The 23,999-nt window shown below is 52.1% G+C and carries 22 protein-coding genes; 9 read left to right on the top strand and 13 right to left on the bottom strand.

The features are described from left to right. Positions 1–7: 7 nt before the first annotated feature. Positions 8–2,752: an AsmA family protein gene (locus ACR0DL_RS14850; protein ID WP_480689868.1), complete on the top strand. Its 2,745-nt coding sequence runs from the start codon at positions 8–10 to the stop codon at positions 2,750–2,752. Positions 2,753–2,763: 11 nt separating this feature from the next. On the opposite strand, the gene ACR0DL_RS14855 is transcribed toward ACR0DL_RS14850, so the two are convergent. From ACR0DL_RS14855 to ACR0DL_RS14870, 4 genes are all read right to left on the bottom strand, one after another. After that, on the bottom strand, positions 2,764–3,264 hold the full coding sequence (locus ACR0DL_RS14855; protein WP_480689870.1) for a hypothetical protein: 501 nt from the start codon (positions 3,262–3,264) through the stop codon (positions 2,764–2,766). Between the two features lie 124 nt (positions 3,265–3,388). Further along, a complete protein-coding gene (locus tag ACR0DL_RS14860; RefSeq protein WP_480689871.1) occupies positions 3,389–5,002 on the bottom strand; it encodes a mechanosensitive ion channel family protein in 1,614 nt (537 codons plus the stop codon). After that, on the bottom strand, positions 4,999–6,321 hold the full coding sequence (locus ACR0DL_RS14865) for a mechanosensitive ion channel family protein (protein WP_480689873.1): 1,323 nt from the start codon (positions 6,319–6,321) through the stop codon (positions 4,999–5,001). Before ACR0DL_RS14865 ends, ACR0DL_RS14860 begins: the two co-directional genes overlap by 4 nt. A 248-nt stretch (positions 6,322–6,569) precedes the next feature. Next, complete coding sequence (locus ACR0DL_RS14870; protein ID WP_170379546.1) at positions 6,570–7,082, bottom strand: DUF6653 family protein; 513 nt, start codon at positions 7,080–7,082, stop codon at positions 6,570–6,572. A gap of 301 nt (positions 7,083–7,383) precedes the next feature. On the opposite strand from ACR0DL_RS14870, the gene ACR0DL_RS14875 reads away from it, so the two are divergent. Beyond that, positions 7,384–8,127: a class I SAM-dependent methyltransferase gene (locus ACR0DL_RS14875; RefSeq protein ID WP_480689966.1), complete on the top strand. Its 744-nt coding sequence runs from the start codon at positions 7,384–7,386 to the stop codon at positions 8,125–8,127. Here ACR0DL_RS14875 and ACR0DL_RS14880 read toward each other — a convergent pair. Next, complete coding sequence (locus ACR0DL_RS14880; RefSeq protein WP_480689875.1) at positions 8,076–8,480, bottom strand: GFA family protein; 405 nt, start codon at positions 8,478–8,480, stop codon at positions 8,076–8,078. The two genes, ACR0DL_RS14875 and ACR0DL_RS14880, sit on opposite strands and share 52 nt — an antisense overlap. Before the next feature lie 243 nt (positions 8,481–8,723). Here ACR0DL_RS14880 and ACR0DL_RS14885 point away from each other — a divergent pair, with 243 nt between their 5' ends. The 5 genes from ACR0DL_RS14885 (at position 8,724) to ACR0DL_RS14905 (ending at position 14,410) form a co-directional block, all read left to right on the top strand. After that, entirely contained in the window at positions 8,724–9,665 is a 942-nt protein-coding gene (locus tag ACR0DL_RS14885) for a homocysteine S-methyltransferase family protein (RefSeq protein WP_480638611.1), read from the top strand. A 229-nt stretch (positions 9,666–9,894) separates the two neighbouring features. Then, positions 9,895–11,040: a M24 family metallopeptidase gene (locus ACR0DL_RS14890; RefSeq protein ID WP_170361928.1), complete on the top strand. Its 1,146-nt coding sequence runs from the start codon at positions 9,895–9,897 to the stop codon at positions 11,038–11,040. A gap of 307 nt (positions 11,041–11,347) precedes the next feature. Beyond that, positions 11,348–11,827 carry a GFA family protein gene (locus ACR0DL_RS14895; RefSeq protein WP_170361929.1) on the top strand — a complete coding sequence of 160 codons (480 nt, stop codon included), beginning with the start codon at positions 11,348–11,350 and terminating at the stop codon, positions 11,825–11,827. Beyond that, on the top strand, positions 11,824–13,518 hold the full coding sequence (locus ACR0DL_RS14900; protein ID WP_480689877.1) for an adenylate/guanylate cyclase domain-containing protein: 1,695 nt from the start codon (positions 11,824–11,826) through the stop codon (positions 13,516–13,518). Before ACR0DL_RS14895 ends, ACR0DL_RS14900 begins: the two co-directional genes overlap by 4 nt. 58 nt (positions 13,519–13,576) lie before the next feature. Beyond that, complete coding sequence (locus ACR0DL_RS14905; RefSeq protein WP_480689879.1) at positions 13,577–14,410, top strand: CE1 family esterase; 834 nt, start codon at positions 13,577–13,579, stop codon at positions 14,408–14,410. Positions 14,411–14,498: 88 nt separating this feature from the next. Here the strand turns inward: ACR0DL_RS14905 and ACR0DL_RS14910 are convergent, their stop codons facing one another. Further along, positions 14,499–15,356 (bottom strand): LysR substrate-binding domain-containing protein, encoded by an 858-nt coding sequence (locus ACR0DL_RS14910; protein WP_170361932.1) that lies wholly within the window; start codon positions 15,354–15,356, stop codon positions 14,499–14,501. 85 nt (positions 15,357–15,441) lie between these two features. Between ACR0DL_RS14910 and ACR0DL_RS14915 the strand changes: the two genes are divergently transcribed. Continuing rightward, a complete protein-coding gene (locus ACR0DL_RS14915; protein ID WP_480689882.1) occupies positions 15,442–16,464 on the top strand; it encodes a permease in 1,023 nt (340 codons plus the stop codon). Positions 16,465–17,200: 736 nt separating this feature from the next. On the opposite strand, the gene ACR0DL_RS14920 is transcribed toward ACR0DL_RS14915, so the two are convergent. After that, positions 17,201–17,995, bottom strand: coding sequence for an SdiA-regulated domain-containing protein (locus ACR0DL_RS14920; protein ID WP_170552473.1), 795 nt, complete (start codon positions 17,993–17,995; stop codon positions 17,201–17,203). A 354-nt stretch (positions 17,996–18,349) separates the two neighbouring features. Between ACR0DL_RS14920 and ACR0DL_RS14925 the strand changes: the two genes are divergently transcribed. Further along, the gene (locus ACR0DL_RS14925; RefSeq protein WP_480646785.1) at positions 18,350–19,108 is read left to right on the top strand and encodes a DUF4956 domain-containing protein; all 759 of its coding nucleotides are present in this window, start codon (positions 18,350–18,352) and stop codon (positions 19,106–19,108) included. On the opposite strand, the gene ACR0DL_RS14930 is transcribed toward ACR0DL_RS14925, so the two are convergent. The 6 genes from ACR0DL_RS14930 to ACR0DL_RS14955 all read right to left on the bottom strand — a co-directional run bounded on the left by ACR0DL_RS14930 (position 19,109) and on the right by ACR0DL_RS14955 (position 23,927). After that, the gene (locus ACR0DL_RS14930; RefSeq protein WP_480689884.1) at positions 19,109–20,050 is read right to left on the bottom strand and encodes a metallophosphoesterase family protein; all 942 of its coding nucleotides are present in this window, start codon (positions 20,048–20,050) and stop codon (positions 19,109–19,111) included. After that, a complete protein-coding gene (locus ACR0DL_RS14935; protein WP_480689886.1) occupies positions 20,040–21,473 on the bottom strand; it encodes a hypothetical protein in 1,434 nt (477 codons plus the stop codon). Before ACR0DL_RS14935 ends, ACR0DL_RS14930 begins: the two co-directional genes overlap by 11 nt. A 19-nt stretch (positions 21,474–21,492) precedes the next feature. After that, positions 21,493–22,137 carry a hypothetical protein gene (locus ACR0DL_RS14940; protein ID WP_480689888.1) on the bottom strand — a complete coding sequence of 215 codons (645 nt, stop codon included), beginning with the start codon at positions 22,135–22,137 and terminating at the stop codon, positions 21,493–21,495. Positions 22,138–22,255: 118 nt separating this feature from the next. Next, positions 22,256–22,429, bottom strand: coding sequence for a hypothetical protein (locus ACR0DL_RS14945; protein ID WP_170399849.1), 174 nt, complete (start codon positions 22,427–22,429; stop codon positions 22,256–22,258). 408 nt (positions 22,430–22,837) lie between these two features. Continuing rightward, complete coding sequence (locus tag ACR0DL_RS14950; protein WP_480689890.1) at positions 22,838–23,452, bottom strand: hypothetical protein; 615 nt, start codon at positions 23,450–23,452, stop codon at positions 22,838–22,840. Between the two features lie 55 nt (positions 23,453–23,507). After that, positions 23,508–23,927, bottom strand: coding sequence for a hypothetical protein (locus ACR0DL_RS14955; RefSeq protein WP_425082516.1), 420 nt, complete (start codon positions 23,925–23,927; stop codon positions 23,508–23,510). Positions 23,928–23,999: the final 72 nt, after the last annotated feature.

Below are 23,999 nucleotides of genomic sequence, written 5' to 3' on the forward strand. Positions count from 1 at the left end.
GAAGCAAATGAGGACTTGGCTGTTTAAGATACTTGGGCTCGTTGCGCTACTCGCTTTTGCAGCAATCGCATTTGTTTGGTTGCTACTTGCTGCACCGTTGTTCTCAGATATGCGACGCAACCTTGTGGAAAAGGTTCTTTCGGAACAAATTGGGCAGCCGCTTCTGGTCAACGACGATGTGAGCGTCGCACTTGGTCGCACTACCCACATTTATGTCGGTGGCGTTGTAATCCCCAGCGAGACACTGCCAGATACACCTCTTGCAGAATTAAAGCTCCTTGAACTGGAACTGGACGTTGCCGCCTTAGCCAACGGACGTCTGCACTTTGATAACCTATTGGTGGACGGTCTTCAGGCAAACTTTCTTACAGCCTCTGATGGCACAACAAGTTGGCGAAAACGCCGACCAATGCCAACTCCTCAAACCAACGGGTCGTTGGCAGAGGACAATCAAGATGCTGAGGCCGAAATCGAGACGTCCGGAGATGGTGGCAAAGAAAGCAGTGGGATTCTTACCTTTCTCAGCGACAAGAACGTCAGCTTCACATCCATCGGTTTGAACATTGACGACCAGGTTTCAGGTTTTTCGTTTGTGTTTGATCTTCAGTCACTCGCCCTCGAACAAGCAGCTGATGAACAAAGGACAAAGGTTTCGGGGACAGGCTCCGTCAACGGTCAAGGTTTCGAAATCGAGGGCGACTATCCCCATGACGCGCCGTTTACGACGCGGGCCAGTTTTGGAGAAATGACTGTCCGCTATGATGGCGAGCCATTAGCGGAAGACGAAGGTGGCGGTTACCGGGCTATCCTGGAGATGGATACTGGTGAATTCGGTGACTTTCTCGATGTCATGGGGTTGGAACGAGTTCTGGAAGGTCATGGCCAGTTGCAAGCTGAACTTGTATCTCAGGACGCCCTAACAATCGAAGCATTTACAACAAACATAAGCCTCGAAGATGGACAAAAACTCGAAGCTGAAGGGTCGATTGAAGACCTCTATACAGCTCAAGGTGTCGATCTGCTTTTTAATGCGCGACTACACCCAGAGGGACAACCGCCCCAAGCGGCAAAGAGTATTCAAGATCTCAAGTTTACAGGCTTTGAAATGCATATGGTTGGATCCCTCGCCTCCTTCGAATTCGAGAAGCTACTTTTTCAAACCAATGCATTCGACCAAGGACTGGACGTAATTGGCCCAGCATCCATCGAAAGCATTCGCCGCATGCCGGACGGCCGCCTGGCCATGCTGGACATTGCCTTGCAAGCCGGTCCAATTGAAGAGCCTGTCCTTAAAGCCGAAGGTGAAATCCTCGATCTGCTTCAGCTTCAGGACGTAACTTTCGATGGTGTGCTCAACGGACGTGCTAAGTTGATTTTGCCGAACCTAGATGAGGGTTACGTTGATCAGTTCGGCGGCATCAAAGCCGATTTCAACATAACCAATGCGGGTGGGCCAGTTTCTCTCAACAGGTTTAACGCAACCACCTACGGCACCGATCTTTGGGCGCTGGATCTTGCACTATCTGTCAACGAGCTCAAAGGGCTAGCCGGTCTCGACTTCGACGTGGAACTGCATGTCGACAATGGCGCCCAGTTTTTGACTGCGCTCAACCTGCAACCTATCGAAATTGGCGCACTCGGCATTGATGCTGAAACCTCTAGGCAGGGCGAAGATTTTGATGCCGCAATCGAGTTCGAGGCCGGGTCTTCGCATCTCCTAGCCGCTTTGGATGCAAAGTTCCCCGAAGGTGCACCCGTCGTCCGTGGCAACGTTACGAGCGAGAGACTCGATCTCAACGACCTGAAGAACCTGACTGCCGTACTGGACCAACTGAAAAGCCTGGTAGGCGAGGCCTCAAAAGAACCTGAAGCTGAAATTCAGCCTTTGGTTTTGCCGAAGGAGACAGATGTTCAGCCCTTGGTTTTACCTAAGGAGAATGGGAAACCTGCCGATCTTCTGGATGTGCAACGTGTACTGAAAGAGGCTGATGTCGAAGTGCAGATCGACTTCAATGAGATTGTAGGCCAGCAAGGCGTAACTTCTGTTTCAAGCCAATTGTCTGCAAAAGACGGAACCATAGATTTTGGTCCTCTTCAAATGGCCTATGGCGGCGGAAACTTCAGCCTGCGGGCGGGCATGGACCTGATTGTTTCACCCGATTGGCTTTCCTTGTCGGGATCGACCTCAGGATGGGAATTCGGTGAAATCCTTGATGAATTGGGAATTGGCATTGATGCCTATGGACGTTTGAGCGGTGAGTTCAACGTTTCTGGCAGTACCACCTCGGGCAAGGCCTTCGTCAACTCCATGCGTGGCAATGCGTCTTTGTCGATGTCCCAGGGCTACATCAGCACCAGCTTATTGGAGTTGGCGGGGCTGGGAATCTTCCCGTGGCTGTTTTCAGAAGAGTTCAGACAAGGTTACACCGATATCACTTGCGTGGTAGCTCCGGTTGAAATTCAGGCCGGGCGGGTCAGTTCAAACTCCACCGTCATTGAAACAGGGTCGGTTCAGTTGGTGGCCAGGGGACAAGTGGACTGGCTGAACGATAGTATTGCGATCAGAGCGGAGCCGCGGCGCGTTGGCAAACCCCTATCCCGAAGCGCTTGGCCTTTTGATGTGTCGGGCCAGCTTTCGTCGCCAAAGTTCAAGTTGGATGTGGGCGGATCCAGAAACAAGGCTCCAGAGGGCGCCGATGCTATGCCTGTCGACAGGCAACCCTGTGTGCCTGATATCAATCAATTGCAGTGATCTGACGCGACCTAGTTCTTCAGTGGTTCCGGCTGCTCCGCCTGACACGCCAGAACGGCCTCAATGGCTTTTGCGGATCCGCTTAAGTCGAGTTCGACTTCGGCTCCGCTTTCGCCAATGATCGTAACGCTTTGGCGTTTTCCAAACTCGGTTACAAATGCCGGATTGTCAAAAAATGCGTAGCCACCGGGCACGCCATTCTTGTAGACACCTACAGCCTCACCTTCGAACTGCGCATCACCAAAATCAAATCTTACTATGCCTGTCGCACCGTCCTCGACTTGAACCCAGGCCGGATTGTAGGCGGCAAAAAAGCCGCCAGCCTGGTTTGGTGCAGCGCCAATTTCTACTGTCATATCGTCTTCAAAGGCTCTCCACGCGAGACAACCGTTGCCTTTTTCTGGATCGATGAGAATTGCCCAGTCGCCGGACTCACCCCACTGTTCCATCCCGGCTGCGTGAACATACCCAGGCAGAAGCACTACAGTTGCGGAAAGTACCCACTTGATCATCCGGAGCCTCGCTGAGTTCTGAAGATTTCTTGTTTGATTCTAATCATTGCTCAATGTCAATCAATCCAATCCGACGACGGCGGTATTGCGTTTTTGAAGTTTCACAGATGCCCCTGACGAGTTGTTAGTCAGATATGTGAGCAAGCTCACCATCCCAATCAGCTGAAGGTATTTTGGGTTCCGGCGGATCAGCGATGTAAGACGGAGTCATTATTTGAGTTTCGTTTTCATTAAAAACATCGACAATGTTCTCACGAAGATCCGACAAGATTTTTGGCAAACTCGATCCACGAGAAGTGTACGCGTTGATTTCATAGTTGATCGCGTAATCTGCCAACTGGGTCCAAAGCACAAATGGCTCCGGGCTCTTTCTCAGGCCTTGAGTTCGGTGTGCCGCCTCAATCAGCATCGCTTTGATTTTCTTGGGAGGCTCCTCGTAGCCAATCCCCACCGTCGTGTGCACCAGTAGCCCCCGACCATCCACTTTGCGTGAGTAGTTCACAACTTCGGAATTGAGCAGTTGGGCATTTGGAATGCTGATCATCTCGTTCTTGATCGATTTGATGAGTGTTTCCATCAGTTTGATCTCTGTTACGTCGCCGATCTTGTCACCGACCTGAATTCGATCACCCACATTAGTGCTGCGTCTGTAGATGACAAACAGACCGGCCATCATATTTGAAACAACTGTGTTGGATCCCAGCGAAACCATGATGCCGGCAAGAATAGTCAAACCTTGGAAGGCGCGAGAGTCGGAACCAGGAATGTAAGGGTATGCAAACACCAACGCGATAACGATGAACAAAGCCCTGCACAGCATTTTTGTTGGTGCAATCCAATGATCCTCGAAGTCCTTTAGCTCAAAGGCTCCGCTCTCAATGTTTTCGAAGAAAAGATCGAGGCCTCGAATTCCCAGCCGAGTCACAACGGCTATAATCGCAAGCATGATCAGATTGGGAATGTACCCGACAATGGCCAAAACCACAGTGACCAGCGGTTCACTGACATATTTCAACAGTATTTGGGCTATGCCCTGTGTTTCCGCGAAAGAAAGCAGAACTAAGGAAAGGTAGTAATAGAAGAAAAAGAGGAAGAAGACCCACATCAAAACGTGGAATGCGTAAACGATGATGGAGGCAATAGCCTTGCTTCTTAGAATCGATTTTGTGGCTTCCTCAAAACCTTCTGCTCTCTTTTCCAAGTTGCTTCTGATGTAGTCCAACAGCTTTCGTCGTTTGGCGAAGAACGCATATGAAACCAGAGCAAAAATGACTGTCCATGCAACGGCAGCAATTGCACTGTCGACTAGGCCCTCGTTGGATCGCGCTTCACGATATTGCAGGATCGCGGTTTCAATAGCCTCGGCTTGTAGTGCGGCCAAACTCTCGACGTCCATCTGTTCATATTCGGCATCCGCTTGGGTCGTCGTTGTAATCATCTGGCCATCGGCTCTAATGAGTTTCCCGAACTCAGAGTCCATGATTTCAACATTTATGCTCGAACTCTGAGAAGCGTCGCCAACCTCAGAAAGGCGCTCAGCAACCTTGTCGGCCCGCTCAGTTGCAGGAAGGGCACTCGAACCACGAACGACGAACAGTTCCTCCCCATCTACAATTACTGGAGCAACAAATTCAGAATCTTCTCTTTCTTCAGTCGGAACAAGCGGTTCTTCTGACTGGGCGAACGCGACACTGCTGGCAAACAAAACAGTCGTGAACCAAACTACAAAAGCTCTCATGACTTTGCTCCCTCTACGGGTATCAGGTGAACATCGCGCTGCGGGAAAGGTATCGAAATCCCCTCTACGTCAAACCGCTCCTTTGCTTGCCCCGTCAGGTCCCAATAGACGGTCCAGTAATCGTCAGATTTGGACCACGGGCGACAGAAGATATTGACAGAGTTGTCTCCCAGCTCGCCGACGAAAACCTCGGGCTCGGGTGTCTTCAAACAGAGCTCGTGTTTTGAAACCAGTTCTTTGAGAACATCGATTGCTTGCGCCGCGTTGTCTGTATAAGCGATGCCAAAAACCAGATCGACCCGGCGTTCTTCCGAGGCACTTACGTTGGTAATCACGTCTCCCCAGATCTTACTGTTTGGAACGATAATAATCTGGTTGTCGAACGTACGAATTTTGGTTGAAACCACAGACATCTCATCCACAAAGCCGGATGACCCTCCGACTTGAATGTAATCGCCAGTATCAAACGGCTTCAAAACCATAATCATCAGACCACTTGCGAGATTGCCTAGAGTTTCCTGAAGCGCGAAGCCCAGGATGAAAGACAAGCCACCAAGAACGGCAAAAAGCGGAGTGACGTTCACCCCGAACAAGGCCAAGACAACGAGTATCCCAAGAACAAACACAGCCCAGAAAACTGCTGTGGCGATGAATCTCTTCAGCATCCTCGAAATTGTCGGAATTTTTTCTAAACCGCGTTCGGTGACGCGGCGCACCATTCGGGCGACAAACATCATGGCCCACACGGCTAGCAAAACACCCAAAATAGCCATCAAAAGGCCCACGCCCCCTTCCCAGGAGAACAACCAGGCCCAAGCATTTTGAATTAGTGTCTGAAAGTCAGTTGTTTTGAGCGCCCCTGCCTTTAATGCAAGGATGTAGTCGGAATGGGGTTGCAGGTCTTCTGCCTTGGCCCCTTTCAGTGTCCACGCCTCAAGCACCAACCGATAGTTGTTCAAAAGCGCCGATCCTGAGTCACTTAGGGACGCCAATTGTGACCGGAGGTCGTTTTCTTGCTCCCCACTTGCTGTCCGAAGACCGAGATTAATCTGGGCGACCTCTTCGAGTTGCGACCGCACAATACCTTGCCAAGTGCCTGCGACCTCGGAAAGCTCATCTGCTGTCAACGGAACAATCAGGATCTCCAAATCTTCGCCCGAAATGGATGTATCAACGACCTCATCAAGAAGTTCGTCTTGCTCTACTTCGACAGCTTCCTGCGCATCCGTCGTTTCTTGGGCGTTGGCAGAAAAAGCACCTGTGAGAGTCACCATGCAAAGAAATAGCCAAATTGGCCCGATATTGAATAGTCGTCTCATTTATCCGTCCCCCTCTTTAATCGCTAAGGAGAACATACAGGGGTGCCATGAATCCACTTTTATATTCAAAATCGAATATTCTGTTGTGACAAATACCGTCTGAAAAAACAGCTTCACATCCACTTGGTTCGGAAGGATGGTTGTTCAAAAAAGCGGACTACCAATTCATTGCAAATCGTCGATTGTCTTTGCCCCCTAAAATTGGGCCACTACTTTGGCGGCTGCCGTAGAAAGATAAGTGACTGGGCCTACGTCCCAGCCGCCAGGTCTTCCAACGACCCACCATCACGCAGAAAGTCGCTCCAGATCCACGCCATGCGATCCACAAACCACATCTTGCCGCCCGAGATCACAACAATGCCAAGGAATGTGGCTCCTAAGTCGTACGCCCAAAGACCGTATGCAAACGGCAGCAAACCCAATCCGCTGACATAGGCAAGTGCTTTGGCCATTCTAATATGATGAGCCGCAATCTTGTCTTGGTATCGCAGCCAGACACGCTCGCCCAATACACCTTGGGCTGACCAGCTTTCGAAGGTCTTGGGTCGGGAGAACGCACGCGGATTGATCCAGACCCAGACCAAAACCACGCCGACGGCAACCCATGCCCAACCACCAATCCACGCCCGACTCCAGATCGCCAGCGCCAAAAGGGGCAGCGGTGTCAGCACGCGGGTCCAGACCGACCAAGGGTTTGTATGCCGCAACCAAACTTCGTCTTTCATGCCCATGAGGCGTTCGGAAAGTCGAACTATGTCCATCGGGTCACTCCAGAAACTGCAAACCCATTATTGAGATTGAATCCATCCACTACGGAGCACAACCGCTTTCAAGTCTCGTGCTTTAATAAAGATCAGGCACTCGCGATTACATGGCGAGTATCCGGATCGATCCTGACAAGGCTTGAAAAACATATCTGGCCCGAACCTTGCTTGAGTGTATTCTTGTCACATTTTGGAGCTTTGGGGGGTTGAAGTGACTGATACAGCAGACTTTGAGAAAATGGAACGCCGAGGGTGGGCGGATCCGTCTATTGCTAAAGGGTATGCCGACGGCTTTGAAATGGCGACGCGCCTGGTTGCCAGAAAGCTTGCAGACGAAGTCGCTGCCGGGCCGAATTGCAAAGCGCTTGATCTGTGCACCGGACACGGTGTCGTGGCAGCAGAGCTTGTGGCCCGCGGCTCGGATGTAACGGGCTTGGATTTCTCTGAGCCGATGATTGAGCTCGCCCAATCAGCTGTGCCAACAGCGCGGTTCGTTCAGGGTGATGCAATGGCTATGGAGTTTCCAAATCACACCTTTGATGCGGTCACAATCGGGTTCGGCGTCCCACATTTTCCAGACCCCGAACGCGGTTTCAGAGAAGTAAACAGAGTGCTGAAACCGGGCGGTAGAGTTGCCTTCTCGATTTGGCGTGGCAAAGGATCAGATGGCGCGTTTGGCTGGCTGTTCGATGCTGTTGAACGCCTGGCCGACCCATCCATCTCTCTGCCTGCGGGCCCGGATGCGCACATGCTCGTAGACAGTGGAATTGCCAAACCAATGGTCGAAAATGCAGGTTTCCGCAATGTGCGGCTTATCGATGTTGCAAGCGAATTGTGCGTTTCAGATCCTAAGATGCTTTTTGATGTTTTTGATGGTGGTGCAGTGCGTGCGGCATCGCTCCTCAAGCGTCAGCCGAAAGAACGGCGTGATGCAATACGTGCGGATTTGGCAACGCGCGTTCAGGCGGAAGTAAACAAAGACATTCGAGGTTACTTTGTGCCTGCCCCTTCAGTTGTTATCACTGCTTCGTCCCAAGCCTGAGCTGCTTCGCTGTAGATCGATTTCGCCGGAAGATACTTGGAGGGATCGTCCATTGATGCCGCATGGACGTAGATGCAGTCACTCATCCGTTCACTTCTACGGATCAGCGGTGAGCCGCAGTTCGGGCAAAATCCGCTAAAGGTCGACAACCCTGATCCTCCTGCCATTTCAAATGTTTTGAGCGCATCACCAATCGAAACAGATTTGGCCACAAGTGGCACCATCTCTGAATGTCCCGAGCCGGTGAGCTGCTGGCAATCTCGGCAGTGACATCGAAACATCGGAAGATCAGAGCGAAATCCAGAGTATCGCACCAGCCCACATTTGCAGCCGCCTTCGATCTTATCACTCATGTCTTCTCCTCCACCTAGAAAGGATAGAACGGCCGGTCCTTTGTGTCAGCTTGAACCTGCCGCTCCGAGGTAACAAGGACCGGCTATAGGTTAGAACGGTACAGCCACGCTTGTTCAGAATCTCCGGCGGTTCGCGCTTAAATATGCCTAGCCGATACCGCAAATGCAGAAAGCGTCCGAACGGACAAGTAAACACCTCGGTTTTGCAGAAGATCTGATCATTGTTATTGTGGATGCGGAGTAATGCCGGTGTTCGAGGGGTGCAAAATGGCGCGGAGACTTCCAGGCGAGGGGAACAAGAAATTTTTGGTTTATGCAGGTACAGGTACGGACCTGATCTTTAACCACGGTATCGAGCTTCCGGGTTTTGCGTCGTTTCCCTTGCTGGAGAAGCCTGACACCCGGGCTGTTCTGGCCGGACAAATGCAAGCGCTCGTGCAATTGGCCGGCGATATGGGTGTTGGGTGCATTCTCGACGCACCGACATGGATGGCCAATGCCGACCGTGCTGCACCTTTGGGCTACGATGCTGAACGTCTTTGTGAGGTAAACAAGGATGGTGTCGCACTGATGGAGGAGGTGCGCAAGGCTTCTGGTCGGGATGACGTTTTGGTTTCCGCCTGCGTCGGCCCAAGATACGATCCTTACGCTGATGTCCCGCCCATGACAGTTGAACCGGCGCGTAGTTACCACGGTGCGCAACTTGCTGTTCTGAAAGAAACCAGTGTTGATCTGGTGACCGCGTACACGTTCAACCGCCTAAGCGAGGCTGCTGGCTGTGTTCTGGCTGCAAGAGATATTGATTTACCGATCATTTTGTCATTGGTCGTCGAAACCGATGGCTGTTTGGCTGACGGCACCAAGCTTGTTGATGCCATAGACCAGATCGAAGCAGAAACAGACGGCGCGGCTCTGTTCTACATGGTCAACTGCGCACACCCGACGCACTTTGCCGACGCGCTCAACGCGCATCCAAGGCTCAAAGGTGTTGTTGCCAATGCATCAAGTTGTTCGCACGCAGAACTGGATGAGGCCGATACCTTGGATGAAGGAGATCCCGTGCAGCTCGGCCAAGAAATTGCGGATGTCCTGCGGAAGAACCCGTCTATCAGGGTGTTTGGCGGTTGCTGCGGTACGGATATGCGACACCTAAGGGAAATGGCTTTGGAGGTAGATCGCGGATAGCGCTGCTGTTTTATTTACGGCGGCGTATCACCGTATGGTTGAAGCTTGATGATAGGCTTTAACGGGAAAAACAGTGATCCGAGAAGTAATTCCGATGAAATGCTGGCGAAGCTTCATGACAGGTGCTTGACTTTGCTTTTATAGACCGTGGACCAAACGTGTTCTACCGTCTCGATCACGCAACTCAATTTGAGAAGCTCAACTGACACCTTCAGGATGGAGACTGACGATGTTTGCTGGGAGGATGACAAGCTTTCGCACTCACATGAAAGAAGCCGGAATCGACGTTGCTCTCATCACCGATGACGACAACGTTTATTATCTGACGGGCTATTATGACTACCTGCATATGGAGTTCGGGCGTCCAACCATCCTGATTGTGCACCGATCAGGCGAAAGCCTGCTGATCACGCCGACAATAGACCTGAACGCGGCACGTTCGGCGGCTCATGTTGATCGTATCGCGGCCTGGAATGACGGTATGGGCGAAGAGTGGAGATCGGAACTGCCTAAAGCGGTCAAAATGGCAAAGCGCGTCGGGATCGAGCCTGATCACATGCCGCCTGTTGTGCGGACATATCTGGAAACGTTGGTCCCGGTGGAAAACCTGGTCAGCGCCACACCGATATTGGCTGAAATGCGAATGATAAAATCCGCCCAGGAACTTCAATTGGCCCGGCATGCCGGGCAAGTTGCAAGCGCTATGATGGACGCCGGACGCGACGCCATTGCAGACGGAGTGCCGGAGTTCGAAGTTGCGATTGCCACGTCCCAGGCTGGAACACGAAAGGCCGCCGAGCTTTTAGTGGCGCATTACGATGACGCGGACATGTCGCCCAACACTCATTTTCTGCAAATAATGGCGTCGGGCGACACCATCACCAAAACCCATCATCGCGCCTCAACCCGGATCATGAAACGAGGCGAGCCGGTGTTTTTGTGCTTTTGCGGCATGACCAATTTTCACCGCTTCAAACTGGGTTTTGACCGCACCTTTTGGATTGGTGAGGTGGCGGACAAACAACAAGAGAATATCTATGAGGTTGCCGTGGCAAGTCAGGCCGCCGCACTGGCAGAGCTGCGCCCAGGTGTGACCGCCGAAAGTGTGCATACCGCCTATGCCGAGGTTATCCAGGGGGCGGGTTTTGAATACCCGTTCCGGTGTGGTCGCGCGACCGGCTATAGCTTTTTGGAGAAACCACAGCTCGTCACCGGCGACACGACAGTGTTGCAGCCAGGGATGGTTTTCGCTGTTGATGGTTCAGTGTCAGTCGATACATTTCGTGCGCAGGTTGGCGACAGTTTCATAATCACCGAAGATGGTTGGGAGGCAATAACGGAACATCCAAAGTCCTTGGATGCCGTTATCCTTTGACCTTCTGACCAACGCAGTCTTTTGAATGCATTAGCGTGGCGAGCGCCTGAAATGGCGAGCCGGGTCTTAGGACTTTGTAAGTTTTGCTCCACGATCTCGCGATTGCGTTGCATCTTTAGGCATCCGCAACGCGATAAGGTGCGCGAAGTTGGAAGCACCTCCGGCACCTTCGATAGCGCAGTTTCAGAGGTAAATAAGCCACTTTGGGACCCGGCAATTGGAATGTATAACTGGCAGTGCATTGGAGAAGAAGGCGTGGCGGAAAACTTGCGTTAACAGCCATTATTCGATTGGGGGTAGATGGAAAATGAGTGATGATTCTGAAACCTACCGAGGAATCTGTTATTGCGGCGCATGTAGTGTTTCTACTGCCGGTGAGCCGATGGTCATGGCTTATTGTCATTGCCACTCTTGCAGAAAATGGCATTCGGCGCCGGTCAATGCCTGGTGCCTCTGGTCGGCAGACAATGTCTCGTTGTCAGGACCGACGGTTCACTCGGACAAGAATGATGAAAGCCATCGTGTTTCCTGCGGCAAATGCGGAGGTGCATTGGTGAATATCAAACCCGGAAAGGACATTGTAGCGGTCTACGCAATGTCGCTGGCCGAATCCGGATTGAGCTTCGAGCCGGCCTTTCACATCTTCTACGGCGAGCGTGTTTTCGACATGGCTGATGGCCTGCCGAAGTGGAAGACGGTTCCGACATCGTTTGGAGGGGATGGTGCCGCTGTGACCGAACCGGACAAAACCGGTTGGATTTCCTTGAACACGCGAGCCGAAGGTTGAAACGCAAACTCACTTCGATCTTGGCGGCTGACATTGTCGGCTTCTCGCGGCTTGTGGAAGCCGCCGAGGAAGCCACGCTGGCCCGTCAGAAAGAACTGCGCGTGTCCGTGTTTGATCCCGGTGTTGCGCAGGCAGGTGGTAAGATCATCAAGTCAACGGGCGACGGATTTCTGGCCGAGTTTTCTAGTGTAGTGGAAGCGGTTCGTTTCGCGATATCTGCACAAGAAGCCGTTCGCGCAGAGGAAGAATCCACGCCTCAGGATCGGCAGATCAGTTACCGCATGGGCCTTCACATAGGCGATGTGGTTGTTGATGACGGCGATATCTATGGTGACGGTGTGAATCTCGCAGCTCGCTTAGAGGGCGCAGCCCCGACGGGCGGGATTTGCATCTCCGCTGCCGTTCGTGACCAGATCGTTGGCGTAATGGACGTGCTATTTGCGGATGTCGGTGAATTGACATTAAAAAACATCTCGCGCCCGATCCGCGCCTTTGTTTGGCCCCCCGACCAAGATGGTGCGCAGAACGGTGTCAGCACACCACCCATCGGTGGTACATCCAGGAAACCGACCATAGCCCTCGCGGCATTCGAAGGCCTTGGCAGCAATGATGATGCCAAGATGCTGGCAGAGGCCTGCAATCACACGGTAGAGGCGGCGCTTGCCAATCTGACCGGATTGGATCTGATCGCTCTCGATGCGGACCCGGATCATATCGCAACCGCAGTGTTTCAGGCGTCCGGCAACCAGGTCCGTACCACCCTAAAGCTACGCGAGACGAGCACGTCAGCAACCTATCTGACCCAGCGGATGAACGGTGATCTTTCTGATCCCTTCTTGGCGGAAGATCTGTTGTCAGGTGAAATCGCAACAACGATCCGATACGGAATTCTGCAACGAATTGCTGAGCACGCGGCTGAGACAGAGACAAACGATCCTGAGGCAATGCTGAACCTCGCAGGGCATTACATGATGGGATCGCAGCCCGAAGAATGGGACGCGGCGGGCCGTCTGCTGGACAGGATCCTGACGGTCCAGCCACGCAATTTTATGGCCGTTGGAATGAAGGCGAACACGTTGATCGGCGAGTTGGTATGGGGTTACCGTCCGATAAACACGGAGGATATCGAAGCGGCCGACGCCGGGTTGAGCAAGGCGGTATCGTTGAATGACCAAAGCGACTACTTGCACCTGATCCGGGGGATTTTTCACTACGGTATTACCGGCGATTTGGAAGCGGCGGTGCGGTGTGTTGAACGCGGGTTCGAAATCAGTCCGCAGTTCGCTCAGGGGCATATGGTACTGGGCTGGATTCAGAACCTGATGGGCCAACCAGAGTTAGCGCTGAAGTCCATCAAAAAGGGCTCGTTTTCTCTTGCCAAGAACCGGATATATCACCGTGTCCCACAAGCGTTGGCCCAGACTTATCTGGTTATGGGCGACTTCGAGAATGCCATCGCCAGCGCCAACCGAGCGCTACAAAATTCGCCGGGGCTGCCGGTCGCACAAATGTACCTTGCCAGCGCAGCCGGTCAGGCTGGTCTACCTGATGAAGGAGAAAGGGCGCGGGATGCTCTAATTGCGTCAGATCCGGACTTCCGAGTTAGCGGCGTGCGCAGGTTCCATTTTCAGGACCCAACACGTTGGGACGCAATCCTGGATGGACTTCGTTTGGTGGGGCTGCCCGAGTAAGCTCTCTCAGGAAATTCTGTGTTGAAGTGTGCTAACATAAATCCCCGAGGGGGACATTATGCACAACAAAGTATTGGCCGTTTTAGTTTTACTCGTGAGTTCAGGGCAGGCAATCGCCCTCGATTGTGGTGACAAAACAAATTCGTGCAAGATTGAAACCGGAGAATATCATATCGTTCTTCCGAACGATTGGCAGGGTGGACCTGCTGTGATGCACCTGCACGGTTATGGCGGTACAGGTGAGAAGATTGTAGGGAACTCGGCGTTCGTTGAAGAATTCACCAAGCGGGGATACGCATTTATCGCGCCAACCGCGCTCCCATGGTTGGATGGTAAACCCACCGACTGGTCTGTTCGAGACGGTTGGAACACCTACCGTCGCTCAGACGTAAGATTTCTCCGTGAGGTTTTGGCTGACGCTGCCCTTCGTGCAAACGTGAATGTGGGCCGGGTGTTGCTGACAGGATTTTCCAGAGGCGGATCAATGGTCTGGGAAGTTGCTTGTCTTGCACCGGAAATAGCGCTTGGTTACGCGCCAGCTTCCGGTGGTTTCTGGCTCCCGGCAACCGAAGATTGTCTAAAGCCAGTACACTTGCTCCATACCCACGGGTTTGCCGACAAAGTTGTTCCGCTTGAAGGTCGCGCAATTCACAGCGAGGAGTTTGACCTTACCATCACGCAGGCAGATATCTGGCAAGGCCTGTCGGTGTGGCGGCAAGAAAACAAATGCCCACCCAATGCTGCACATCACGAAATGACCGAGGGTCTGTGGCGCAAACGCTGGAACTGCAAATACGGTAGTCTCGAAATCATTCTGCATGACGGAGGGCACGGTTACCCGACAGGATGGAGCTCCACAGCGCTTGACTGGTTTGAAAGTCTGGGAAACTGACGCATCATCAATTTCAAAAAAATTGGTTTTGCTACGGTGAGACTCAGAAGAGCTTGTGGATCGGTCGGCTGGCCAAAAGGCACGTCTTCTAGATTTTAGTTAGAAACGCAGAGCGGATAGCCGTTTTCATGGCATCCAATGGCCCGGTTTCCTGTGAACCGGCTGCCGCCATCACCAACTTCGAGGTGGACGTTCTGCTGAAACCAAGGGTCTCACCCACTATCGATAGACCGGCATGAAGTGAGGAACGCCCCAGTAGGCCGACCGCTATCCCTGCTTCGACCGCCGCGATTACACCAGCGACACTCTGGCTGGAATAGACAATGCGGTATGGTTTTGCGCGGTGCTCTAGCGAAGCGATTGCCGCGTCGCGCCACCAACAGGCGTGATCGAATACAGCCACCGGCAAAGTTTCATCGACTGAAAACTCCCGATGTGCGGATGAGACCCAACATGTTGGATCCTCAAACAACAGTTCTTCATGAGGCTCTGGGCTTTCAACTTCATAAACTGCAAGGTCCAACGACCCCTTGTCGATGGCGTCAGGGAAACCGGTGCTCAAAGCGCAGGTCACCTCCAACTCGACCTGTGGGTGGTGGCGGGTGAATGCTGCGATAATCTGGGCCAGTTTGGCTCGACCGTGATCATCTGGAACGCCTATGCGCAGTTTGCCCGTCACGGCCGTTTGGGAAATGTCCTGCAATGCCACGTCCAGACGTGTTGTCACTTCATGTGCAACGGGCAACAGCAGACGACCTGCATCGCTTAGGACGACCCCGCGCCCGTGCCGCTTAAATACGGGTTGGCCGAGGATGGATTCGAGGCGTTTGATTTGAAGGCTTGTGGCGGATTGGGACCTATGGATACGTGCGGCGCCATCCGTGACGCTGCCTGCTTCGGCGACGGCTACAAAGGTGCGCAACAAATCGCTATCCAGATTTACCATTTGAATTACCAATATCAGTGATTGAAACTATTCGTTTCACACATGTTTGTTCAACTCCTATTTTTCAAGATCAAAGGAGTATCCTATGACCGATCAGACAATTGTCCGCCGGCAATCAGGTAAGACTTATGTGGTCTGGGGCGTGTGCCTATTGCTGTTGGTCAGAATCGGTTTCGCCTGGCCGGAACACTTTGCGGATGCCACTAGGTTTGTCCTCTGGGGCCTCGTTGCCGTTGCCCCGATAGTTATTCCGGGCATCCTTCTGGCGGCCTGGATCATCGCCAGCGGAGCAGACACCCACATTGCTGGCGTGTTCGAAGGCAGGACACTTCGAACAGTGGTGGCCGCATCATTGATCGGGGCCATCACGCCAATTTGCGGTGTCACCGTACTGCCATTGATGGCAGGGTTGTTGGCTGCTGGCGTGCCGCTTGCCCCGATCATGGCGTTTTGGTTGTCATCCCCGATCACAGACCCTGCGATGCTCGCAACGACCGCTGCCACTCTGGGATTGAGCTTTGCAATTGGCAAAACGCTCGCAGCGTTCGGATTGGGTGTGTTCGGAGGGGCAGTTACCAGCTTATTTGCCAAAGCACCTTGGTCATTGTACGCGCTTCGCAACAATGGTCTGGCACGCCAACTCAGCACAGCGCGACGTTGCAATGACCAAAACTTCGACCCATGGGTTTGGAGAACTCAAGCACGTCGGCATTCATTCAGAAAACAATTCTGGGCAACGGCACGGCTTATCTTAATCTGCCTGATTCCTGCCTTTGCGGCCGAATACGCGTTGAATGCTGCACTGACCCCAGGGGTGCTTGCGGCTTATGTTGGCGAGGATCAATGGTGGGCTATACCCGCAGCGGTTTTTTTGGGTGCACCAGCCTATATCGATGGTTACGCTGCGCTCCCACTTACGCGTGGGCTAATTGACAACGGCATGTCTAAAGGTGCCGCCATGGCCTTTTTGGTTTCAGGTGGTGTGGTCAGTATCTGGGGCGCAATGGCCATCGCCCCGGTTCTCAAACTGAAGCCATTCTTGCTCTATCTTTTGCTTGCCATTTTGGGATCTCTCGCCGCGGGATACGCTTTTGGGTGGATCGCCTGACCGCGCACGAGAACTTGAGCAGGCATCGGCAAAGCACTATTCAAATCCGTAATTCGGCCATAGAACCGCTGCCGAGGAAAACGAAGGCTTTTGGCTCGTTCGGCTAAATCGAATAGAATGCACGTCACGGCCTTCCGCAGAATTTGGGCTTCAGAAACTGGATTCCAGTTCAGCAATTTACCACAAGCGCTGACGAGCATCGTCCTTCAGGCAAGGGTTGAATTTTGTCGCCCAGAATGCACCTATGATTGAGAGATGGCCCTTTAAAGCTGAAGAAGGAGCGCGACAGCTGCCATCAATTGAGAGCGTTTTTCGAACCGCGCAAATTTATGGGCAAATCGTGCAAGCTTATGCGCAAATACCGCGCAGAATTATGGGCGAACACAGCCGAATTTCCTGCATGTCTTCAATGAAGACAATGCAGCGTTATGAGAACACCTACACTCTTGTAGGTGCGCCCATAGCTTTGCATTTCGCCCAAAGAATTGCGTTTTTGGCCCAAAACTTTGGGCGCATTAACCTTCAACTTTCTTAGTTCGAGGCTCCATATCTTCGGGTCTAATTCTTTGCTTATTTCGCGCCATCGCCGAATTGCCGGGGAAGGTTTTCGGATGGCCGCTTCCAGCCCAAACCGGACATTCGATACTGGGATGCGCAACTCCCGAGATGCGGGAAGAGGTGGCCATTTCGTTTTCTGCAATTGAATACGACAAGCCAGTGCGATTTTTTTCGGCAATCAAACCTGCGGTAAAACAAATGCGTATAGGCGTGACTTTTTGCCATCATCGGTCAAGATGTAAAGAACGCCACCACTTTCATCCAAAGCTATCCCCTCAGGATTCTTCACTTCCTTTACTTCATCCTTTTTGGAGTAAATTAAATCGATAGTTTTGACCGTCAGAACTTCAGGATCAAAAACGAATATTCGGCGCCCTTCATCGCTGAGTATCCATAAAGACTTGGTCTTGCCGGACCAGGCGATCCCGCTGATGTCTAGTTCATCATCGTCGGTGCGAGATGAAACGAAACCAGCCTCAGCCGCTAATGGAACTACTCCAATAATCTCATCAATTTTCGAGGAAATGACGAGCAGCAGTCTTGGTTGACCCTCAATGACTATGAATACTTGCCCAGAGTCTTGATCTACAGTGATCCCTTCCGGTCCCTTGTTTAAAGGGTTCTCAGCAAGCATTTCAGCAACTTTGCTGTAGCCCCTGAGTGAAGAAATTGGAGTAGAATTGACTTTAATTGGGTCTGTGGGTTGGACCGTTACGATGGATCGGTCAGTTTCTTGTAACAGCAATACAGACCCATCCTTTCTTCCAGCGACACCTTCCAAGTCTGTGCCCAGATACTCTGGAAGTTTGAACGAACTCTTTAGCTCTCCATCTACTCCTAGAAGGTGCAGCTTCGATGCTTCATCGCTTACTGCCCACAAGAATCCATGAACACTGGAAAGCGACAATCCGGATGGCTCAGAAAAGCCCGCTGAATTATCTGCCACTTTGTAAGACCCAATAAGTTCCAACATATCAGTCTGCGCTCTCACTGGGCTCGTTAACGCAAAAACGTTGGCGATCACAGCAAGGCTCGCGCAAATTGCCTTTGCAACTCTTCGTTTGTGCCGATCATTTGGCTGGTTCATTCGAGTAAAACCTGCGTTCGTTTGGACTTAGTTCATACTCGATCAAAAATCGATGTTGTCCAACCTAACACAGTATTTGGCGGAAGTATGATGTCTGATCCAGCAAGGCTTTACCGGAACTAAATTCATAAGGTTGAATTGGTCTATGGGAGTGCGGCTTAGTCGTGAGGTGTTGAGCGATTAAGCCAAGTTACTCACTACAGAGCGAATATTCGACGATTCAGCGGGAGGAAAAGACTGTTGAGTAAGCTATTTTCGATTGCATCGGTCCTTTTGGCGGTGCTTTTGCCTAGTGTTAGCTATTCTCAGATTGATCCTGCTTCCTTGCTTGCAGGAACATCCGAGTCAGAGATAGTAATTGAACGAAGCTGGACTCAGTTCCGCGGCAAGCAGGAACTCTACTTTTTCACACTGGACGTCATCGTAACGATCATTTTGACCGCTTTGATTGTCTATCATCCCGTACGACGTAAAGCGCGCCGAAGTGTCAGCGATCTGGTTATGCCCAGATTGTTTTTCCTGTACGCGCTGATCGGAATGGCCGTAGGGTTCCTCGTTGTTCAACATGGGTCAATGATTGGTTTCGTTATCTTTGGCATCGGCGCGTTGCTCAGGTTCCGCTCCAATCTGGATGACCCGGTCGATACAGTCGAAATGATTATCGTAACGGTTCTTGGTCTTGCGGTCGGTTTGGGCTTGCCGCTGATGGCCACTCTGGTGGCGATTGTGTGTTGGTGTTTCATTTGGCTAGGCGGACGCAACAGGGGTGTCGAAGTTTCCCTGAAGGCCTCAGACGAAGAGCACTCATTGAACGTCAGCGGCGCCATTGAAGCTATGGCCGCAGACGCTGGATGGAAGCTGGTCAGAAAACACCACGTCCCCGGAAAATCTCGCGTTTCATTGCTTTTCATCACCTCGGGTGGACTTTCAGAAGCCCGGATAGAAGAGATGATAAACGATCTGGTTCCTGAAAAAGTTGAACTGAAACTCAACCTCTAGTCATTTGACAAGGTCCAAACGTTTCAACACCGCGTTCGGGGATCTGATCTCTTTCGGAAGCGACTTGAAGTTTACCGACCTTTCGAAATCAGGTCCTCGATATACTGCTATCCCAAATTCTCCGTTTGGCTGAAACGTAACATGAGTGAAGCTGTGAGGTGATCTGGCTTTTGAGCCGATAAGCCGTCGGGGACCACCTCCCAAACAAGCTTGGGAGACGTAAGCAACACCGTCTTTCCAACCTGGATAGAAGGCATGATGGTGGCCTGACAGATGCAGAACGACACCGCTTTCCAAATAGATTTTTTCAAGTGTTGGGTCGCCGATGATTTCGCGTTCGCGCTGGATCGCGAATGGCCAAAGTGGGAGGTGACTGAAAGTGACAATCGGGTCTCCGTCTGCACCCAGTTCCTGTAGGCGATCCTGCTGGTCACCGGATAGGGGTCCTAGGGTCGTTGCATCCAGAGACGCAAACGTAATGCCCTGCATCTCAAATGCGTAGAAGAACGGGTAGTCATCTGAAAGCAGGAAGTCGACGTCTGGTTTTCTCGGAGTCCATTCCTCTGAGTATATTTTTCTTTCCCGCTCGAACCCACGGTACGCAGAGGCATCATGGTTTCCTGGCGTGACCGCAAATGGAATGCCGGCAGCCGCTAAAGGATCTGATACGGCCTTGTGAAACGCCTTCCACATATCCCTGACTTGTTTGTCGGACAAGTTGGGAATGCGCTGCCCCGCAACCATATCTCCGGTCGAAATAACCAGATCTGGATCAATCTCGACTATCCGCTCAATCGCTTTGTCGACGCGGGCATCGTATCTTACCGAACCATAGCTGCCATTCAGATCCGATATGACGATGACATCCAATGCCGCCGCTTTGCAGGCGACCAGAGCGGTCCAAATGAATGCCGCAAAGAGCGTAGAAAGCTTACGGGTCACTACAGTTCACGGCCTCCACTTCGGTGTCGTTTCTCAAAAAGAATGCGACAGGATCCAAATCGAACATCAAATCACCATTAGAACAATTGTCCTGGAGGATGTATGTTGCCAGCGCGGTGTTTTTCACAACTTGGGCAATCTGACTGTCTGACAACCCAAAGCTTTGCGACAACCATCCGTAGACGGGACCTTGAGATTGAAGGTCATTATTCAAAGCGACCAAGCGCCGATACGTACTTGGAGAGAAGTGCCGTATTTTCTCTAGCATTTGAGTAGATTTTGCGAAATTGGCATACTCGACCCGCCCACCAGCATCGTTGTCGTTTAGATTGCTGCGACGGATCAATAATGCGTCGGCGGGAACGTCTCCATCGTTTGGTTCATGGTGCTTGGCCTTCCTATGCTTCAGGTCTCCGTCTTCGACCCAATACCAATAGGGTGTGAAGTCTATGTTTCCCACACGGTCCTGCTGGCTAAAGATGAAGTCGAGTAGAACAATCTCGGTGAGTTCTTGCATCCAAAATGCCATCTGTTGGTCACTGACATCGGGGCCGAGATCCTTGTTGATCATCCGGTCTTTTCGGCCTTCTTTAACGCCCTCTGCAATGGATTCTGGCAAGGGTTTTGAAGAACGCAAAGCCAAGAAAGCGGGGGTTTCCTGAAAATCGCGGTTTTGACCTTTCCCCCAGCCAGACTTACGAGTGCCGTTGATTTCCGAGCCGTATCGATGCCCAGGACTATCAAGCAGTACACCGTAAATTTGCGTTCGATCCGCGGAGAATAGATCGTCGGTTGGCTGGTATGATTTCGGGTCAGCATCCGCAGCTGCGAAGACCCGCCAGCCTTCGTGGTTCATGCGCCCGCCATGAGATCCACCAGAAATCGCAAGGCCAGGCTCGGCGACCTCGGAAAAATGCGCCTGGGCGTCCATGCTACGCCAAACAGCGACTGGAACTCTGACAGTTGCGTCGAAATATCTGGAGAAATGATAGTAAAGCAGTGAAGACGTGGAAAACGTTCCACTGGTGCCTTTTTGGTTCATGGTGGACTTGAATTTAGCCACCCTGTCCTTGGCCAGATCTTTTGCCGCCTTCCCCTCCTTGCAAGCGTTTCTCTCGAATTCAGAACGGTTCCCCACGTAAGGTCCTTCCGAAATATCGTAGACGGCCATTCCTGGGCTGGTGCTCCAGGTTTTTGGGCAAATAGCAATTTCGGAGGCATAGAAATCGATCTCGCAATAGGCCGCTTCTTCCTCAAGATCGCTGTTCTTGTACTCGCCCGTTGGAACTTTTTCGATCCGAATACAGCGTTCAGTAACACCGTTGGGACTATTAAATGTCGTGGCTTTGCCTAGAACATCGTCGTTCGCCCACAAGACGGCGGGTGCAATGAAAGCAAGTGACCCCAGAAGGATGAACTTCATTTGGATAGTCCTCCCAATATCATTTGGGGCAAATCGTTGCCTGTTGTTCGGTGGAGATTTTCAACTTGGGGTCGACGCTGAAGTTGGAGAATTTTGAGTCAATCCACTGGTCGCACCCGCCTGAACAAGGGGCCCCGTTTCGGGCATCATTCCAATATTCCTTGGCCCTTTCTTCCGTCCAACCACAAAACTGAACGAGCGCCATTGCCGACAATGCCCCCGAGGAATGAACGCCCCACATGCAGTGCACCAAGACAGGGCCTTTTCCAGGGTTTTCAATCACCTCGTGTATGGAAGCCATGACAGCACCGGGTCGGGAGGATCTGGCACTTTGATAGTCAAAGGATCCGTTTCCACAACTGATGCGACCGTACTCAGTGTTTTTGCCAAAGTCGGCATAAAACCCGGTTGAAAACCCTTCACCGCACAAAGTTTCGCGTTGTCCCTCACTCAGGCCCGTTCGGTCCTTGTCGCCGCCTTTGAAACCAGAGCGATACAATACTCCGCTTAAGACTGGGCGAAAAAAAGCGACACCATCAACTCCTCCGTCGCCACCCTTTGAAAGCATTTGACTGTTGCTTGGGCCACCGTTTCGACTGGTCACATCAGAATTCGCCGCGGTTGCAAGAACACCAATGAATATGAGGGACGTCAAAAACCGCATGTGTATTCCTTTCTGTTTTCAGCCAGCGATGCTCACGCTTTTCTTGCCGGGAGTCCCGCGGAGAGGCTCGTTCACGGTAACCATGTAAGGTGGGCGGTTGGCTTCCCGTCCTGAAGTTTCAAATTGGCCACACCAGATTGATGAGAAAGACGACTACGAAGTAGGCCAGAACAACTTTCCAGTTCCATTGGTGTTTGTTTTCTTCGTTGATCACCCCCGCAGATTTCAATACGAGGTTTGTGACTATCAAAGCTGCAACAGTCACCACAGCGTGTGCAAGATCGAAGTGCATTTCTCAGCCTCCTTCACTTTTATAAACTAATCCGGACAAAATTCAGCAGTCGGACGAAGGAAGCATGGTGACATCTGAATACCGACCCTCAGATGTAGTAATGCGCGCGCAAGCGCCTGTATTCCGGTTGAACCAGTACGAGGTGAGACCTTCGCTTCGGATGAGTTCAAATCCGAGACTTTGGATGCCCATTTCAGCCTGACCGGCGCGCGCACCTTCAAAAGACGAAAGGTCGTTTGAACTGCCGACGGTTGGCGACCCAGTATCCACTGATCCCCCGTTATCGTCACAAGCCGCCAAAGCAAGGGCACAAACTGCGCCTCCAAGCAGCGATAGATTGGTTCTCATTTCTTCTCTCCCTTTCTGGTCTCCAGCAATCCAAAAATCCAGTGCAACTCACGCGTGGTCTTACTCGATTCCAAATATGACGTTGTAGTCAACTTGCGCATTTCCCCGGTTAATAACTTCAACGACATGGTCACCAGATTGCCAAAGCTGGCCCCGGTATTCCTTGTCCGCCGACATCAACTCCAGAAGCTCCGAGCCATCAGGGTTGCGAATGACGTAGTCCAACGACCCGTTTCGTGGCGCGACGCGCACATACAGAAACTGTTCGTTCTGCGCGCCAAGGACATATTGTTGAGAGGCGCCGGGCGCGAGTTGGCCGACGAGTTCGACACCGGTGGACCCGACATCGAATTTGACACGCTGGCTACCGGTAGACCCGGCGGCACCGTCCATGGCTCCACCGCCATCATCCATGGCTTCGACAACCGACATCTCGCCGATGCTTCCATCCTTGTAAGCGATGCAGCGCCAAAGTGTTCCACCTGCATCACGCAGCATAACGAGCGTACCAGCTTCCGAGAACTGAGAGCTTTCAATCGTTCCGGATTGACCGTCTGGTCCACCAACCTGCCGCAAATGGTCGATACAAGCATCGTCGGCTTCTGACATTGCAAAAGCAGCTGTGCTCGCGATTGCGAACATGGATGTGAGGAGCTTGAGTAAAACGAGTTTCATCAGATGGTTCCCTGTTGGCTTGTCCTTACTGTTTTGTTCCGTACAAAGCGGAACCTCACTTCGCTTCTCGTAACTTTGACAGAAATTCATCGCATGCCTGTGCGCTGCCGACGATCTCGCCCGTCGTTTCAATTCCTTGCATTGACGCCATTTCGGAATTCACGCGATTGAGGATCTGATCCGCTTGCTCGGCAGTGATAAGGTTCTCGGCTTGTGCTCCTTTCAATGTGGTGCAGACACCGGCGGACAAGCCTGTCGCAACGCCGACACCCATCGCGGCCCCACCACCCAAGGTCATCGCCCCAACCACGCCGAGGACGAGCCCGATCACAATTCCCAAGATCACTTTTCCCATGTTTTCCTCCCTTTTGGTGAGACAGAGCTCCGCCTTCATTTCTGGTGTAAACTGCGAGCCCATCTGCAAATGAAAACCAGCGCCAAAATGTTGAGCATCGGCGCAATCGCTGCAAACCACGGCTTGGCGGACTCCGAAATTAAGTCCGCTACAAGTATCCAGGGTAGTCCCAACGGCAGTAGGAACACTCCG

The sequence above is a fragment of the Ruegeria sp. BB5 genome (assembly GCF_056539405.1).